The organism is Roseisolibacter sp. H3M3-2, assembly GCF_029211165.1.
Taxonomy (GTDB): domain Bacteria; phylum Gemmatimonadota; class Gemmatimonadetes; order Gemmatimonadales; family Gemmatimonadaceae; genus Roseisolibacter.
This window is the reverse complement of the sequence record NZ_JARGEK010000019.1, coordinates 14487-28676: the sequence shown is the minus strand read 5'-3', so window position 1 is coordinate 28676 and position 14190 is coordinate 14487. Positions and strand designations below refer to the sequence as shown.

The following is a 14190-nucleotide window of genomic DNA, read 5'->3' as shown; positions in this document are numbered from 1 at the left end:
GCTCGCTGCGCGCGCGGCGCGCGGTGCGCGGGCGCTGGACGGCGTGGGCGCGCGACCGCCGCGACGCGGCGCGCCCGCTCCTCTGGATGCACGCGCCGTCGGTGGGCGAGGGGCTGCAGGCGCGCCCGGTGCTCGAGCTGGCGCGCCGCGAGCGCCCCGACCTGCAGCTCGCCTACTCGTTCTACTCGCCCAGCGCGGAGCGCTTCGCGCGCGGGCTCGACGTCGACGCCGCCGACTACCTGCCGTTCGACACCGGCGGCGACGCCGCGGCGCTGCTGCAGGCGCTCCGCCCGTCGGCGCTCGTGTTCAGCAAGCTGGACGTGTGGCCGGTGCTCGCCGCCGAGGCGTCGCGCCGCGGCGTGCCGCTCGGCCTCGTGAGCGCGACGCTGGCCGGCGGCTCGTCGCGCCGCGGCGGGCTCGCGGGCGGTCTGCTGCGCGACGCCTACGCGCGCCTCTCGCTCGTCGGCGCGATCAGCGACGAGGACGCGGAGCGGCTGGTGGCGCTCGGCGTGCGCGCCGACCGCGTGCGCGTCACCGGCGACACGCGCTACGACCAGGTGTGGCGCCGCGCCGCGGCGGCCGACCGCGCGTCGCCGCTGCTCGCCCCGCTCGCCCCCGAGCGCTCGGGCGGGCGCTTCACGCTGGTCGCCGGCTCCACCTGGCCCGCCGACGAGGAGGTGCTGCTGGAGGCGTGGCAGACGCTCCGCCGCCAGGACGCGCGCGCGCGGCTGCTCATCGCGCCGCACGAGCCGACGCCCGCGCACCTCGGGCCGGTCGAGGCGTGGGCCCGCGCGCAGCGCGCGTCGCTGGCGCGCCTGTCGGCCGTCGAGGCGGGCGAGGCGACGGCCGACGTGGACGTGCTGCTCGTCGACCGCGTCGGCGTGCTGGGGGAGCTGTACGCCGTGGGCGACGCGGCGTTCGTCGGCGGCGGCTTCCACGCCGCGGGGCTGCACTCGGTGCTGGAGCCGGCGGCGTACGGGCTCCCCGTCGCGTTCGGGCCCGGGCACGGCGACAGCCGCGACGCCGGGCTGCTCCTCGCCGCCGGCGGCGCCACCGCGGCCGCGACGCCGCGCACGCTCGCCGAGCTGCTGCGGCGCTGGCGCACGAGCGACTCCCTGCGCCGCCGCGCCGCCGACGCCGCGCGCGCCGTCGAGCGCGCGGTGCTCGGCGCCGACGGGCGCGCGTTGGCGCTCGTGCGCGAGCTGCTCGGCAGCTAGGGCACGGCCCGATCTCGTGGGCTGACAGCGGCTCGCGCGCCGCAGCGGACCACACTGCGAGGCGACCCGAGCGCGGAGCGTCGAGCGCCGAGCGTGGCGTGGTCCTCGCCGCTCGGCGCCCGGCGCTCGCGTCGCGATCCACCGGCGGCCGGGCACCCGCGCGGAGCGCAGCCCTCCCGCGGTGCGCTACCGTTGCGAGGATCTCCGCGCCGCGTTCCGCTCCCGCAGCCACGCGAACACCGGCCGGGTCGCCGCGCGCCCGGGCGCCACGACGCCGTAGCCGTCCGCCTCGCCGTCGTGCAGCACGTAGCCGACGAGGCGGTCGAAGGTGCGCGTGCGGTCGTTCCACTCGGCGAGGTCGCGCCACTCCGCCGCCCGCCGCGCCTCCTGGCGGTCGCGCGCCGAGATGCGCCAGAGGTGGCGCATCGTCCCCGCGGCGATCCCGAACTCGGTGAGCCAGAGCGGGCGCGCGTCGCCGCGCGCCCGCATCTCGGCGCGCACGCGATCGCCGCGCGCCCGCGCCGCCGTGACCACCGGCGGCCCGTACGCGTGCACCGCCAGCACGTCGAACGGCCCCGCGCCGTCGTACACGCCGCGCAGGAACACGGCGAGGCTGTCGTCGGGTCCGGCCAGCCCGCCGACCACCACCAGCGCCCGCGGGCTGGCGCGCTTGATCCGCGGGTACGCCTCGCGCAGCATCTCGGCGTAGTGGCGCCCCTGCTGGCGCAGCGGCACGCGGCCGGCCCCGAACGCCTCCGTCCACCCGGGCGCGTCCTGCTCGTTCCACAGCTGCCAGTGGTCGACCTGCGGCAGCTCGCCGGCGCGCGCCGCGACGAACTCGGCGAAGGCGCGGTAGACCCGCGCGCGCGCGTCGTAGCCGCTCCCCGGCGGCGCCGCGTGCACGACGACCGTCAGCGCGATCCCCGCCGAGTCGACGCGCCGCACGCCGGCGGCGAAGGCGGCGCGGTAGGCCGGCTCGGCGGCCCACCGGTCCCAGTAGAGCGTCGTGCGCGCGTGGCGCACGCCGGCGGCACGCAGCAGCGCGACCGCGCGCGCGTCCGTCTCGTGGGTGGTGAGGCCAACCGGGTCCTGGACGAGCGCCAGCGCCAGCGCCAGCCCCGCGCCCCGCACGGCGCTCAGCGCGGGCGGTGCAGGTAGAAGCCCTGCACCAGCGGCACGCCGAGCGCCTTCACCGTCTCGAACTCCTCGACCCGCTCGACCCCCTCGGCGATCACCATCGCGCCGTGGTCGCGCGCGAACTTCACCATCGTCTCGACCAGGTTCTGCTTGATGAAGTTCGTGTCGATGCAGTTGATCAGCGACATGTCGAGCTTGATGAAGTCCGGCTCGAGGTTCGCGATCGAGCCGAGCCCCGCGTAGCCGCTCCCGGCGTCGTCGACCGCGAAGCGGAAGCCGGCGTCGCGGAAGGCGCGCAGCCGCTCGCGGAACTTCGGGTAGTCCTTGATCGCCGTCCGCTCGGTGATCTCGATGACCACCCGCCGCGGGTCGTCGACGCCGATCTCGACGTCGCTGAACGCCGGGTCGGCGAAGTCGTGCGGGTCGACGTTGAGGAACAGCAGCTCGTCGCCCTGCAGCCGCCGCATCTCCTCGATCGCGCGCGCGCGGCACAGGCGCCCCAGCTCCCACAGCAGGTCGGCCTCGGCGGCCACCTCGAACATCACCTCGGGGCTGCGCAGCGACCGCAGGTTGCCGCGCGCCAGCGCCTCGTAGCCGAAGATGCGCCGCGACTCGGTCTCGACGATCGGGTGGTAGTCGACGTACACCAGCCGGTCGCGCAGCGACGTCCGCAGGTCGGCCACCTTCCGCGCCCGCTCCCGCTCCTCGACGCTCTTGGCGGCCATCGCCGCCTCGCGGATCCCCCGGTAGATGAGCCGCTCGAGGCGCATCTTGGGGTTGAAGTACACGTGCGCCACGCCGACGTAGATGTCGAACAGCGCCGCCACCTCGTCGCCGTGCGCGGCGTCGAGCCGCTGCGCGATGCGCCGCTCCAGCCGCGACGCCAGCTCGTGGATCTCGGCGTCGGTGGCCGCCTGCGCGCCGGGCGCCGGCACGTGCAGCAGCACCAGGTCCGCGTCGTTGGTGAACGACACCGACGCGCGCGACGCCGACAGCGCCGACTCGGCGAGGATCTCGCGCACCGTCTCGGCCGTCGTCTCCAGCACGGCGTCGAGCTTCTCCCAGCCGTAGATCTCCTCGAGCTTCGAGTAGCGCACGAAGTTGAGGTAGAGCACCACCACCTCGCCGCGCTCCTTGATGTGCGCGCGCGAGCGCTCGATCGCCACCGGCAGCGTCGGCAGCCCGGTGCGCGCGTCGTAGAGCATCTGCTCGTACTCCGCGCGCTCGATGCGGTCGGTCAGCGCCGCGCCGTTGGGCTGCGCGCGCGCGATCGCGGTGCGCACGCGCGCCGCCACCTCCTCGGCGGTCGCGGGGACGAAGTACCAGTCGTCGGCCCGCAGCTCGGCGGCCCGCCGGCGCCCCGTCTCGTCGGCGCATCCCACCACCACCGGCACGCCGGCGTGCCGCGCCTCCGCGAACACCTCGCGCAGCGCGTTCGGGTTGTCGGTGGTCACCACCACCGCCCGCGCCTCGGGGAGCGCCGGGATCCCGCCGGCCAGGTCGCGCGCGGGGCGCACCTCGACCCCCCACCCGCCGAGCAGCTCCGCCGCCTCCGCCACCGCGCGGTCGGCGCTGTCGGTCAGCAGCGCCGGCCGGTACCGCGCCCCCGTCCCCGCCCCGGCGGCCGCCGGCGCCACGCCGGCCTCCGCCCCCCACGCGCCCGTCGCCGACGTCACGATCGGGGGCGATGCGGGGTGGTCGGGCGGTGGAGGCGCGTCGGGGCGATGGCGGAAGGGACGGGCATCAGGGCGCGGTGATCGACCTCGGAGCAGCAAGACGCACGCCCTCTGGCGCGCGGGTGCATTGCGCTGCACGCTACAGCGCCGATCCAAGGCGCGCCACGCACCGGCCGTTTCCGTTCTGGCCCCCGGTGCCTTCCCCCTCCCCGACGCGCATGCCGACCGCCGCCCCCCGCTCCACCGTCCTGCTCGCCCTGCTGGCCGCCGCCTGCGCCTCGAGCGGGCGCGCGGCGGCGTCGGGCGACGCCGAGGTCGTCCAGACCACCCGCCCGGTCGAGACCGGCGGCACCGGCTCGGGCGTGCCGGCCTCGCTGCTGCGCGGCGTCACCGAGGACTTCGTCCGGAAGACGACCGTCGAGGCACCGCCCGAGGCCGTCTGGGGCGCGCTGACGGCGGTGTACGAGGAGTTCAAGCTCCCCATCAACACGCGGGTGGACGCCGAGCGGCGGCTGGGGACGGCGGCCGGGCGCTTCCGCGAGCGGGTGGCCGGCGAGCGCGCGGCGCGGATCGTCTCCTGCGGCACCGCCGCCGACGGGCGCGAGGCGGCCGACAGCTACGAGCTCTCCCTCGACATCGCGACCACCGTCGCCGCGGCCACCGACGGCGCCTCCGAGCTGCGGACGGTCGTCTCGGGGTTCGCCAAGCCCATCTTCACCAACGGCGAGCCGGTGCGGTGCGCCTCGACGGGGCGGCTGGAGGAGCGCATCGCCGCCGCCGCGCGCGCGAAGGTCGCCAAGTAGGGCGACCGACGCGACGCGGGGGCCAGCGCCATCACTCGCGCCGGCCCCCGCGTCGTTCGCGCCGCGTGCGCGCGGCGATCGACTACTGCACCGTGTTGGGCGGCAGCCGGTCGACGAACACGTTGATCGCCGGCGCCTGGAGCGCGGTCGCGTTGGCGGCCGAGAGCCCGCGGACGGCGCCGCTGCCGGCCACCGCGCCCGGGAAGGCGTAGACGCTGAACGCGGTGCCGGCGACGCCCGACCCGGCGACCGGGTTCACCGACGCCGTCCCGGCCGTGCCCGCGCCGGCGAGCATGGTGCCGAGTGCCGTGGTGCCGCCGACGGCCGTGACGCCGAAGCCGAGGGCGCCCGTCGCGCGCGCGGTGTACGGCGAGGCGGTGCGCGGCGCCACGCTGGCGACCGCCGGGGTCCCCGTCGCCGCCGCCGTCGCGCCGACGTAGCCGGCGACCGCCGCGTCGGTGGCGTTGTAGAAGCGGTAGTGGACGTTCCCCGCGGCCACCGCCGGCGGCGCGTCCTCGATGACGACGAAGCGGGCGCGGTTCGCCCCCGCGCCGGCGCGCGCGCTGCCGACGTACAGCAGCGTGTAGTTCTTGTTGGCCTCGAAGGTGATCGTCGTGTCGGTGAGGCGCTGCTGCACCGTCGCCGCCGACGAGTCCTGGAACGAGAACACGACGACGCGGCGCTGCTTCGCCTCGGTCGCGTAGTAGCGCGAGCCGGTGCGGAAGGTGAGCCCGCCGGAGCCCTCGACGGTGTTCGCCGAGTACTCGAGCTGGTCGATCATCTTGAAGTCCAGGCGGCCCGTGTCCGGCACCGCGTGGATGTAGCGCACGCCGGCGAGCGGCGGGTTCGTCTCCGTCACCGTGTTGTCGTCGTCGCAGGCGGCGAGCGCCGCGACCGACAGGGCGAGGAGGGTGACGCGTGGAAGGCGCATGGCAGGAGAGGTCGGGTGCAGAAGGGGGTCGCGGCGGCGCCCGGCGCGGGGTCGCGCGGCGCCGGCCGGCGGACGGGCGGGATCAGGAGCCTTGCGGGGGGACGGGGGGGCCGCTGCCGTCGTTGTCGTTGCCGTTCCCGCCCGACACCAGCTGGCGCGTCACCACGAACGCGACCAGCGCGCCGACGGTGAGCGCCACCAGCCCGGTGGTGCGGGCGCGGGAGAACCGGCGTTCCTGGAACCCCCGCAGCGACGACACGTCGAAGCGGAGGCGCTCGCCGTTCCACTTGGTCTCGTTGCCGTTGATGTACCGCACGCGGCTCAGCGACAGCACGACGCTGCTGTCGCCGCGGCGGTCCACGGCGGTCCCCTCGACGCGGTCCACGCTGGGGCCGAGCGAGTCGGACATCGCCACGCGCCCCCGGTCGTTCATGACGGCGACGACCTGGACGCCCGGGTCGGGGACACCGAGCAGGGGGCGGGTGGTGTAGCACCCCGTGCTCACCCCGAGCGAGCCGGCGAGGACGCCGGCCCGCACGAGGCGGCACGCGAGGGACGAGGACGGATGGGCGGGCGACGACGACACGGCGGGCGACCTCAGCTCACCACCCGTAGGTGTTCCCCGGGGCGGCCACGCGTGTGTTCACGGGGACCGACTGGCCGCGCGCGAGCGCCTCCTGGTTCGGCACCGGCCACTCGAGCGGCGTCCCGGCGATCAGGTCGTTCCAGCGGCGGGCGTCCATGTACCACACGCCGTAGCCGGTGAAGATCGTCTCCATGCGCTTCTCGTACTTCATCGCCTCGAGCACCGTGCCGCAGGACAGCGTCGTCCCCGCGGGGACGCGCGGCACGCAGGCGTTGCCGCCCGGCACCGTGCTGGTGAGCGACGTCGCGGCCGCGCCCATGGCCGGCAGCCCGGCGCGCACGCGGTACTTGTCGATCAGCGGCACCGCCGCCGTGACGTTGCCCAGGCGCAGGTGCGCCTCGGCGGCCAGCATGTCGATCTCCGCCGTCGTCAGCAGCGGCCACGGCCCCGACGAGTTGTTGCGGCGGTAGTCGTAGAAGCGGAAGAAGTCGTACTGCGAGCCGGCCGTCGGGCCGCCCACGGCGTCGAGGCCGGTGGCGCGGTTGCGGAAGTAGGTGACGGTGTCCTTCGGGATCTGCGCGTCCTGGTAGCCCTGCTGCGCCGCGCGCGTCTCGCCCTTCGGGAAGCGGTTGTCGGGCGTGCGGATCAGGAACGGGGTGCGCGACGTCACCGGCGCGCCGAGCCAGGTGGCGTAGGCGCCGGTGGTGTCGGCCATGCCGATCCCCCAGTACGGCATCTGGTGCCACGTGCTGCCGACGGCCGCCTGGTTGAGCCACGGCACCTGCCAGCCGGTGCCCGGCGACAGGTTGACCACCAGGTTCGTGCGGATGCCGTTGGTGGCGTCGTCGCGCACGAGCGCCCAGTCCACCTGCGACAGCTCGGCGGGGGTGCGCGGCATGTTGGCGCGGATCTGCGCCTTGTACGAGCGGATGATCCGGACGAAGTCGGTCATCGAGACCGACGACGTCGTGGCCAGCCAGGTGGCCGGGAGGCTCGTGCCGGCGCCGCTCGTGGCGGCCGGGCTGCTGGCGAGCGCCTGGGCCGAGTCGAGCATCTGCATCGCCGCCGCGAACACGGTGCGCGCGGGCGACAGCTCCGGGATCTCGTCGTCGGCGGTGGCCGGCGTGATGACCGCGGCGTTGTCGTACACGAGCGCCAGGTGCCCCAGCGAGTAGCCGAGGGCGAAGAAGGCGAAGGCGCGGGTGCGCGCGTAGTCGGCGGCCGGGAAGCTCTGCTGCGCCTCGGCCAGCGCGTTGATCGACTGCGACGCGATGCGCGAGGCGCGCGTCAGGAAGGAGAAGTCGCGGTTGTTGCCGACCGTGACCGCGTTCCCCGGGGTGTTGTCGATGCCGGCGCGCGGCAGGCCGCCGCGGGCGAGCATCCCGAAGTTGGCGACGGTGGCCTCGCTCTCGCCGGACATCACGAGCATCTGCGGCCAGATGGCGTCCGTGGCGTTGTAGTGCCCCACGAACGCGTTCTGCATGAGCTTCGAGATCAGCGTCTCGGTGCCCGAGGCCGACGTGAGGAGCGACTCGACCGTCGGGGCGCTGGTGTTGCTGACGCTGAGCGGGTCGGCGGTGCAGCCGGCGAGGGCCGCGGCGCCGAGCAGCGTGGCGGGAAGGATTCGACGACGCATTCGTCTGGGAGGGGTCGGGGACTGGAGCGCGGGGCCCGGCCGGCCGCGCGCGCGGGGCGCGCGCGCGGCGGCGGGCGGCGCGTCAGAACGCGCTGGAGAGGGAGAGCGTGAACTGGCGCTGGTTCGGATACGTGAACCGGTCGACGCCGTTCAGCGCCGCGTTGTTCAGCGACCCGCCCGGGATCCCGACCTCGGGGTCGAACCCGCGGTAGCCCTTCGTCCACATCGCGAGGTTGCGGCCGATCAGCCCGACCGTCCAGTCGCCGGCGCCGAGCACGCGCCCGACGCGGTACTGCACGCTCAGCTCGCGCAGCTTCATGTAGCTGGCGTCCTCGATCGTCTCGCGGTTCGGGCCGAGGATGTCGTAGAACCCGCCCAGCCCGCTCGCGTTGCCGCCCACGCCCGGGCCCGCGCGCCAGTAGTAGCCGGTCGGCTTCGCCGTCTCGAGCGACTTGCCCGTCTGGTCCACCAGCCCGGTCATGAAGTCGCCGAGCGACCAGTGGTAGCCCTGGTTCCAGATCGTCTGCCCCATCGACGCGTCGAGCAGGCCGTACACCGTCGCCCGCTTGTAGCGCAGGTTCTGCGTGATGCCGAAGCGGTACTTGGGCATCGTGTTGCCGAGCGGCACGACCGCCGGGCTCCCGATCGAGTCGCGGAGCAGGATCGGCATGCCCCAGCTCAGGCGGTAGCCGCCCGTCGTGACGTTGCCCCACGGCGCCTGCGCGCCCGGGAGCTGCGCGCGCCACAGGTTCTTCGTGATGCCGTCGCCCGGCGTGTTCCCCTGGCCGACCCAGACGATGTACCCCTCGTCGTTCTTCTGGAACGCCTGCCCCGCGCCGCACTGGCCGTTGAACGGCGCCGGCAGCTGGCTGCAGTTCATCACGAAGTCGCGCCCGTAGATCGTGCCGAGCAGCTCGTTCGGCGCGAAGCGGAACATCGTCTCCGTGCCCTGCGGGCCCGGGCCCTGGAAGAACGGCGCCACGCCCAGCTCGGTGATCTTGGAGCGCACGCGGTCGTAGATCACGCGCGACGACCACGAGAGGTTCGGGCGGTTGATCCACGGCACGTCGAGCGAGACCTCGAACGACGTGTTGCGCAGCGTGCCCGCGTTCTGCCACTGCGTCGCGAAGCCCGAGGCGTTCGTGAGCGGCACCGGCAGGATCTGGTCGGTGATGTTGTTCACCGCGTACGACACGTTCAGCCCGACCTTGCTGAAGAACTCGAGGTCGATGCCCAGCTCCGTCTCGGAGCGCACCTCGGGCTTCAGGTCCGGGTTGCCCAGCTGGTTCGGCGTCAGCACGCCGCCGGCGCCGATGGCGAACGTCGCGTACTGCGCGGCGAAGCTCGGGCGCTGGCCCGTCTGGCCGTAGGCCGCGCGCAGCTTGAACAGCGAGAGCGCGTCCTGCGCGAACCACCACGGCTCGCGGCTCACGATCCAGCTGCCGGACACGCCCGGGAACGTCTTCCAGCGCTGCTCGGCGCCGAACAGCGACGAGCCGTCGCGGCGGACGTTCGCCTGGAGGAGGTAGCGGTCCTTGAAGTCGAGCTGGAGCGACCCCATCATCGCCTGGCCGCGGACGATCGACTCGCCGTAGCCGATGGCCTTCGAGTTCTGGTCGGTCACCGCGGCGGCCGTGATCAGCCCCGGCACCACCAGGTTGTTGCCGCCGACGCTGAGCCCCGTCGAGTACTGCTGCTCGTACAGGTAGCGGCCGCTCAGCGAGGTGCGCAGGTCGCCGAAGGCGCGGCGCACGGTGCCCGTGACGCTCGTGTTCAGCGACTGGTCGTCGCCCGACGACATGCCGAGCGAGCCGACGTTGCCCGGGCCGGCGATCGTGCTGCGGAAGCCGAGGTCGTTGACCTGCGCCGCGTCGCCGGTGTTGCGGTCGTAGCTGAAGTTCCCCTCGACCGTGGCCCACTCGACCGGGTCGTACTTCAGCGTCGCGCCGCCGAGGAAGCGCGAGCCCTTCGACGCCTGGTTGGCGTTCTCGAACGAGTAGAGCGGGTTCTCGTTCTGCTCGCCCTGCTGGAGCACGTTCGTGCGGACGTAGAGGCGCCCGAGCGCGTCGCGCTGCTTGAGGTCGACGAAGGCCGGCGACCGCGTGATGCGGAAGAAGCCGTTGCCGCCGTTGTCCTGGTTGTCGCCCTGCGAGCGCGTGGCGCTGAAAAACGTCTGGATGCCCAGGCTCAGGTTGTCGCGCCAGCGCTGGTCGATGTTGGCGCGCACCGCGTTGCGGGTGTAGCCGCCGAGGTACGTCAGCGACCCCTGGTGCGTGAGGTTCGAGACGCTGCCGTAGACGCCCGTGTTGTTGATGCGGCCGCGGACGTCGACGTTCGTGTTCGTGAACGCGTTCGGCGTGATGAAGTCGTCGAAGACGTTCCGCGTCTGGTTGAAGCGGTTGACCTGGAACTGCCCGCTCAGGAAGCCGAAGGTCGGCGTGAGGCCGATCCCGCCGTCGTTGAGGAACAGCTGCGGCGCCAGCGCGGCCGGCGAGGCGACCTCGTTGACGCGCGCGACCTCCTTCTCGAGGTCGATCAGCTGCGTGCACGACGACCCGTTGGTCGTCGAGCGCGAGCAGTAGAACTGCCCGCTCGGGTCCTTGGCGATGTTGTGGCGGCGCGCGATCGAGAACTCGCGCGGCACGTCGCCGATCCCGCCCTCGGTGCGCAGCCCGAACTTCACGCCGTCGCGCGAGTTCTTGCCGCTCTTGGTCGTGATGTTGATGACGCCCGAGCCGGCGCGCGCGCCGTACAGGTTCGCGGCGGCGGCGCCCTTCACGATCTCGACCGACTCGATGTCGGCCGGGTTGATGTCGGCGATCGTCCCGTTGAGCTGGATGCCGTCGACGATGTAGAGCGGCTGCTGGCTGCGGCCGGCCGCGTTGATCGACGTCGGGCCGCGCATCAGGACCACGGGGGCGGCGCCGGGGCGGCCGGTGGCGGCCACGATGTTGGCGCCCGGGACCTTGCCCTGGAGCTGCGAGATCGCGCTCGTGCCGACGACCGGCATCTGGGTCGAGTCGACCTTCTGCACGGTGAACGGCGTGCGCACCTGCTCCGTCGCCTCAGAGACGCCGGTGACGACGACCTCGGTCAGGCGGAGGGCGTCGCGCTTGAGCTGGAAGTTCACCGTCTGCGTGCCGGCCGACAGCGTGACCGGGCGGGCCTGCGGCGCGAAGCCGACCGAGCGCACCCGGAGCTGCACGGACTGCCCGCTGACGCGGGCCGCGGGGACGTTGATGGTGAAGACGCCCGACGGGCCCGTACCCACCGAGAGCGTGAGCTCGGTGATGTACACGTTGGCGCCCGGCAGCGGCGTGCCGTCCTCCGTGGTGACGCGCCCGGTGAGCACGGCGCCGCCCGCGGGGGCCTGCGCGCGTGCCGCACCGGCGGCGAGGGTGAGGAGGCATGCCGCTGCGGACAGCGTCACGACGCCTCGGGACCAGCTCGACCTCATCATGGGGGATCCTCGTGCCAGAGGGTTCGACGGAACGGCAGGGCGCCGCCCCCGGGGGCGGGGCGGCGAGCTCGGACGGCGGGTGGGGGGACCGCCGCGGAGGTGAAACCCGGAGGCCGGAGCAACCGTAGGCCGCGTACCGGTGTCTGAATCGACGGAGCCGGTGGGGAAGCGGCCGGACGCCTCGGCGGTCGGGCACCCCGCGTCCCGGGGAGCCAGAGCCGGGGCGGGGTCGGACGACGTCGGGAACCAGGTCGGGAAGCGACGGGCGCGGCGCGCGCGACGGACGTCGGGACGCGCGGGGCGTCCGGGCGCAGCCGTCGACGGCGCCGCCTGTGCGGCACCTCGGCGTTCAGGGGGTGTGCGGACGCCGGCAGACGCCCCGCCCCGGCTCGCCCAACGTGCGGGCGCTCCGGCGCGTATCGCGGGTCCGGCGGTCTATGCGAACGTCGCCACGGGGGCCGGCCAGGCCACCCCGCGATCGATCACGTGCCTGAACTACCTGAGCGTACGGCCTGCGCTGCCATCGGCGCGCCCCGCGACGGGTCGCGGCCGGATGGGACCAACGGTGGGGACTCGGGGGCGAGCCGCGCGTCGGGAGGGATGACGCGTGCCCGCGGGCGAGTCGATGTTGCGGACCCGGCGTTCCGGGACGCCGTCACAATACAGCCGGGACACCCGTTGTAAAGGTGTCGCACCGGATCGTCATACGTGACGCGCGTCTCGCCACGCCCCGGTCGCGGCCCGTCCCGCGTCCCCTCGGGCGGACAGCTCAGGCGGTCAGCAGCGCCGCGTTCCGCTCGACCTTCGCCGCCAGCTGCGGCAGGTCGAACGGCTTCGTCACGTAGTCGTCGGCGCCCGTCTGGATCGCCGTGCGCTTGTCCTCCCACTCGTCGAGCGCCGTCACCATGATGACGCGCACCCGGCGGCCCAGCACGGGGTGCTGCTTCATGAGCCGGCAGACGTCCCACCCGTCGCGCCCGGGCATCATGACGTCGAGGAGGACCAGCGAGGGGCGCACCTGCTCGAACAGCGCGAGCGCCTCGTCGCCGGAGTGCGCGACCGTGATGGGATACCCCCGCACGCCCAGGTAGCGCGCGATGATCTCCGTGTTGTCGTGGTTGTCGTCCACGACGAGGATCGGGGGACGCGGGGTGTCGTCGGGCATCACGGGGAGGGTCGGGCCGGCGGCGAGGGGGGCAAGGAGCACGCCACCCCCCGTCGCCGGGAGATGCGACCGGCGGACGGCGCTCAGCGGCGCAGACGGGCGCCCGAGAGCCCGGCCGGGGTGATCGTCAGCCCGATCCCGAAGCCGACGTCGTCGGAGCGCCGCGCGCCGCTCACCACGAGGCTCGCCCGCAGCGCGACCTGCCGCGTCAGCTCGAAGTTCGCCCCGACGTCGAAGTCGATCGACAGGTCGGTGTCCTCGCCGTCGGCGCCCGTCCCGCTGTACAGGTCGAGCGAGAGCCGCGGGTGCACGTACGGCGTGATCGCCAGCCCGCCCTCGAGCGGGAAGCGGTGACCCACCGAGACGCCGAACGGCAGGCGCACCACGTCCGCCCCGTCGCCCACCGACAGCCCGGCGCCGGCGGTGAACAGGACGTCCAGCGGCTGCTCGCCGGTCGAGCGCGTGAGCTGGTACGCGTACGAGCCACCCAGCAGAAGCTTGGTCCCGCCGTCGCCGTCGGTGTCCACCAGGCCGCCCTCGACGCCGAAGTGCGAGCGCTGGGTCAGCCCCTCGCGCCACTGGAAGACCGCCGCCGTCCCCGAGTTCGCGCTCACGCCGATGGTGTAGTCGCGCGTCGAGACGACCGGCGGCTGGAAGGACGGGGTGAACCAGCTCTGCGCGCGGGCGGCCGCGGGGGCCGCGGCCACCGCCGCGGCGGCGGTGAGCGCCGCGGCGAGCGACGCGACGACGCCCCGCCGGAGGCGGGGCGCGGGACGGGCGGAACGGAGGACGGGCTCGGACATGTCGTGGTGCGGTGGACGTGGGAGCGGGCGGGGCGCCCCGCGGCTCACCAGCCGCCGAGGGCGAAGGAGAGCGCGAGGCCGAACGTGCCGCCGCGCGGCCCCGGGTCCCCGGCGGCCGCGCGCGCGCCGTCCTCGTAAGCTACGGACACCCCGAGCCGCGGTGTCAGTCCCACCTCCGCCAGCAGCCCCACCCGCGGCCGGGCGTCGGTCACCTCGTCCTCTCCGACCGCCAGACGGTACCAGACGTACTGCGGCGCGACGGCCACCGACCAGGCGCGCGCGCCGCCCCCCCACGCGCCGCGCATCCCCACCGCGGCGCCCACGGGGAGCTGGCGCAGCGACACGACCGCCGGGTCGTCCCCCGCCCCCTCGACCTCCGCCAGGCGCGCCCGGGCGAGGCCGATGCCGGCGAACGCCGTCGCCCCCAGGCGCGCGCCGCGCCAGGCCGCGAACGCCCCCCGCGCGCCGAGCGCGGTGGCGGGGCTCTGGTAGCCGTCGCCCCACGACTGCGCGGCGACGCCGCCGGCGACCTGCCACCGCCCCCCGCCGCGCGCGAACGCCGCGGCGCCGCCGTAGGTCCAGCGCGAGCGGCGCCCGCCGCCCCCGTCGGTGGCCGGCAGGGCGTCGGTCTCCACCCCCGCGTTGGCGGCGACGGCGATGCCGGGCCGGACGAACGCGCCCGGCGCGGTCGGGAGGCCGGGGAGCTGCGCGGACGCCGCGCCGGCGAGGAGGGACAGCAGCGACGACGGCACCAGCACGGAGACGAGGCGGGGCAT

Annotated in this window: 11 protein-coding genes; 2 read left to right on the top strand and 9 right to left on the bottom strand. The window is 74.7% G+C overall.

Annotation, left to right across the window (positions count from 1 at the left end; all coding sequences use genetic code 11):
* On the top strand, positions 1 to 1217 hold a 1217-nt coding region (locus PYV61_RS03495; protein WP_275828371.1), incomplete at its 5' end, for a glycosyltransferase N-terminal domain-containing protein.
* Between the two features lie 186 nt (positions 1218 to 1403).
* Here PYV61_RS03495 and PYV61_RS03490 read toward each other — a convergent pair.
* Positions 1404 to 2348 carry a hypothetical protein gene (locus tag PYV61_RS03490; RefSeq protein ID WP_275828369.1) on the bottom strand — a complete coding sequence of 315 codons (945 nt, stop codon included), beginning with the start codon at positions 2346 to 2348 and terminating at the stop codon, positions 1404 to 1406.
* A gap of 5 nt (positions 2349 to 2353) precedes the next feature.
* Complete coding sequence (locus PYV61_RS03485; protein WP_275828367.1) at positions 2354 to 4030, bottom strand: EAL domain-containing protein; 1677 nt, start codon at positions 4028 to 4030, stop codon at positions 2354 to 2356.
* 218 nt (positions 4031 to 4248) lie between these two features.
* Here PYV61_RS03485 and PYV61_RS03480 point away from each other — a divergent pair, with 218 nt between their 5' ends.
* On the top strand, positions 4249 to 4833 hold the full coding sequence (locus tag PYV61_RS03480) for a hypothetical protein (protein WP_275828365.1): 585 nt from the start codon (positions 4249 to 4251) through the stop codon (positions 4831 to 4833).
* An 82-nt stretch (positions 4834 to 4915) separates the two neighbouring features.
* On the opposite strand, the gene PYV61_RS03475 is transcribed toward PYV61_RS03480, so the two are convergent.
* The 7 genes from PYV61_RS03475 to PYV61_RS03445 all read right to left on the bottom strand — a co-directional run bounded on the left by PYV61_RS03475 (position 4916) and on the right by PYV61_RS03445 (position 14190).
* Positions 4916 to 5764 (bottom strand): DUF4397 domain-containing protein, encoded by an 849-nt coding sequence (locus PYV61_RS03475; protein WP_275828362.1) that lies wholly within the window; start codon positions 5762 to 5764, stop codon positions 4916 to 4918.
* Between the two features lie 82 nt (positions 5765 to 5846).
* Positions 5847 to 6302, bottom strand: a complete 456-nt coding sequence (locus tag PYV61_RS03470; protein ID WP_275828360.1) for a hypothetical protein — start codon at positions 6300 to 6302, stop codon at positions 5847 to 5849.
* A gap of 64 nt (positions 6303 to 6366) precedes the next feature.
* Positions 6367 to 7986: a RagB/SusD family nutrient uptake outer membrane protein gene (locus PYV61_RS03465; protein WP_275828358.1), complete on the bottom strand. Its 1620-nt coding sequence runs from the start codon at positions 7984 to 7986 to the stop codon at positions 6367 to 6369.
* A gap of 82 nt (positions 7987 to 8068) precedes the next feature.
* Positions 8069 to 11416, bottom strand: coding sequence for a SusC/RagA family TonB-linked outer membrane protein (locus PYV61_RS03460; protein ID WP_275828356.1), 3348 nt, complete (start codon positions 11414 to 11416; stop codon positions 8069 to 8071).
* A gap of 799 nt (positions 11417 to 12215) precedes the next feature.
* Positions 12216 to 12611 carry a response regulator gene (locus PYV61_RS03455; protein ID WP_275828354.1) on the bottom strand — a complete coding sequence of 132 codons (396 nt, stop codon included), beginning with the start codon at positions 12609 to 12611 and terminating at the stop codon, positions 12216 to 12218.
* Positions 12612 to 12694: 83 nt separating this feature from the next.
* Positions 12695 to 13414: a hypothetical protein gene (locus PYV61_RS03450; protein ID WP_275828352.1), complete on the bottom strand. Its 720-nt coding sequence runs from the start codon at positions 13412 to 13414 to the stop codon at positions 12695 to 12697.
* Between the two features lie 44 nt (positions 13415 to 13458).
* Complete coding sequence (locus PYV61_RS03445; protein WP_275828350.1) at positions 13459 to 14190, bottom strand: hypothetical protein; 732 nt, start codon at positions 14188 to 14190, stop codon at positions 13459 to 13461.

Bases quoted from the DNA above. Each gene is read 5' to 3' on its own strand.
- PYV61_RS03455 (WP_275828354.1), bottom strand. From the start codon at position 12,611: ATGCCCGACGACACCCCGCGTCCCCCGATCCTCGTCGTGGACGACAAC.
- PYV61_RS03465 (WP_275828358.1), bottom strand. From the start codon at position 7,986: ATGCGTCGTCGAATCCTTCCCGCCACGCTGCTCGGCGCCGCGGCCCTC.
- PYV61_RS03445 (WP_275828350.1), bottom strand. From the start codon at position 14,190: ATGCCCCGCCTCGTCTCCGTGCTGGTGCCGTCGTCGCTGCTGTCCCTC.
- PYV61_RS03480 (WP_275828365.1), top strand. From the start codon at position 4,249: ATGCCGACCGCCGCCCCCCGCTCCACCGTCCTGCTCGCCCTGCTGGCC.
- PYV61_RS03475 (WP_275828362.1), bottom strand. From the start codon at position 5,764: ATGCGCCTTCCACGCGTCACCCTCCTCGCCCTGTCGGTCGCGGCGCTC.
- PYV61_RS03450 (WP_275828352.1), bottom strand. From the start codon at position 13,414: ATGTCCGAGCCCGTCCTCCGTTCCGCCCGTCCCGCGCCCCGCCTCCGG.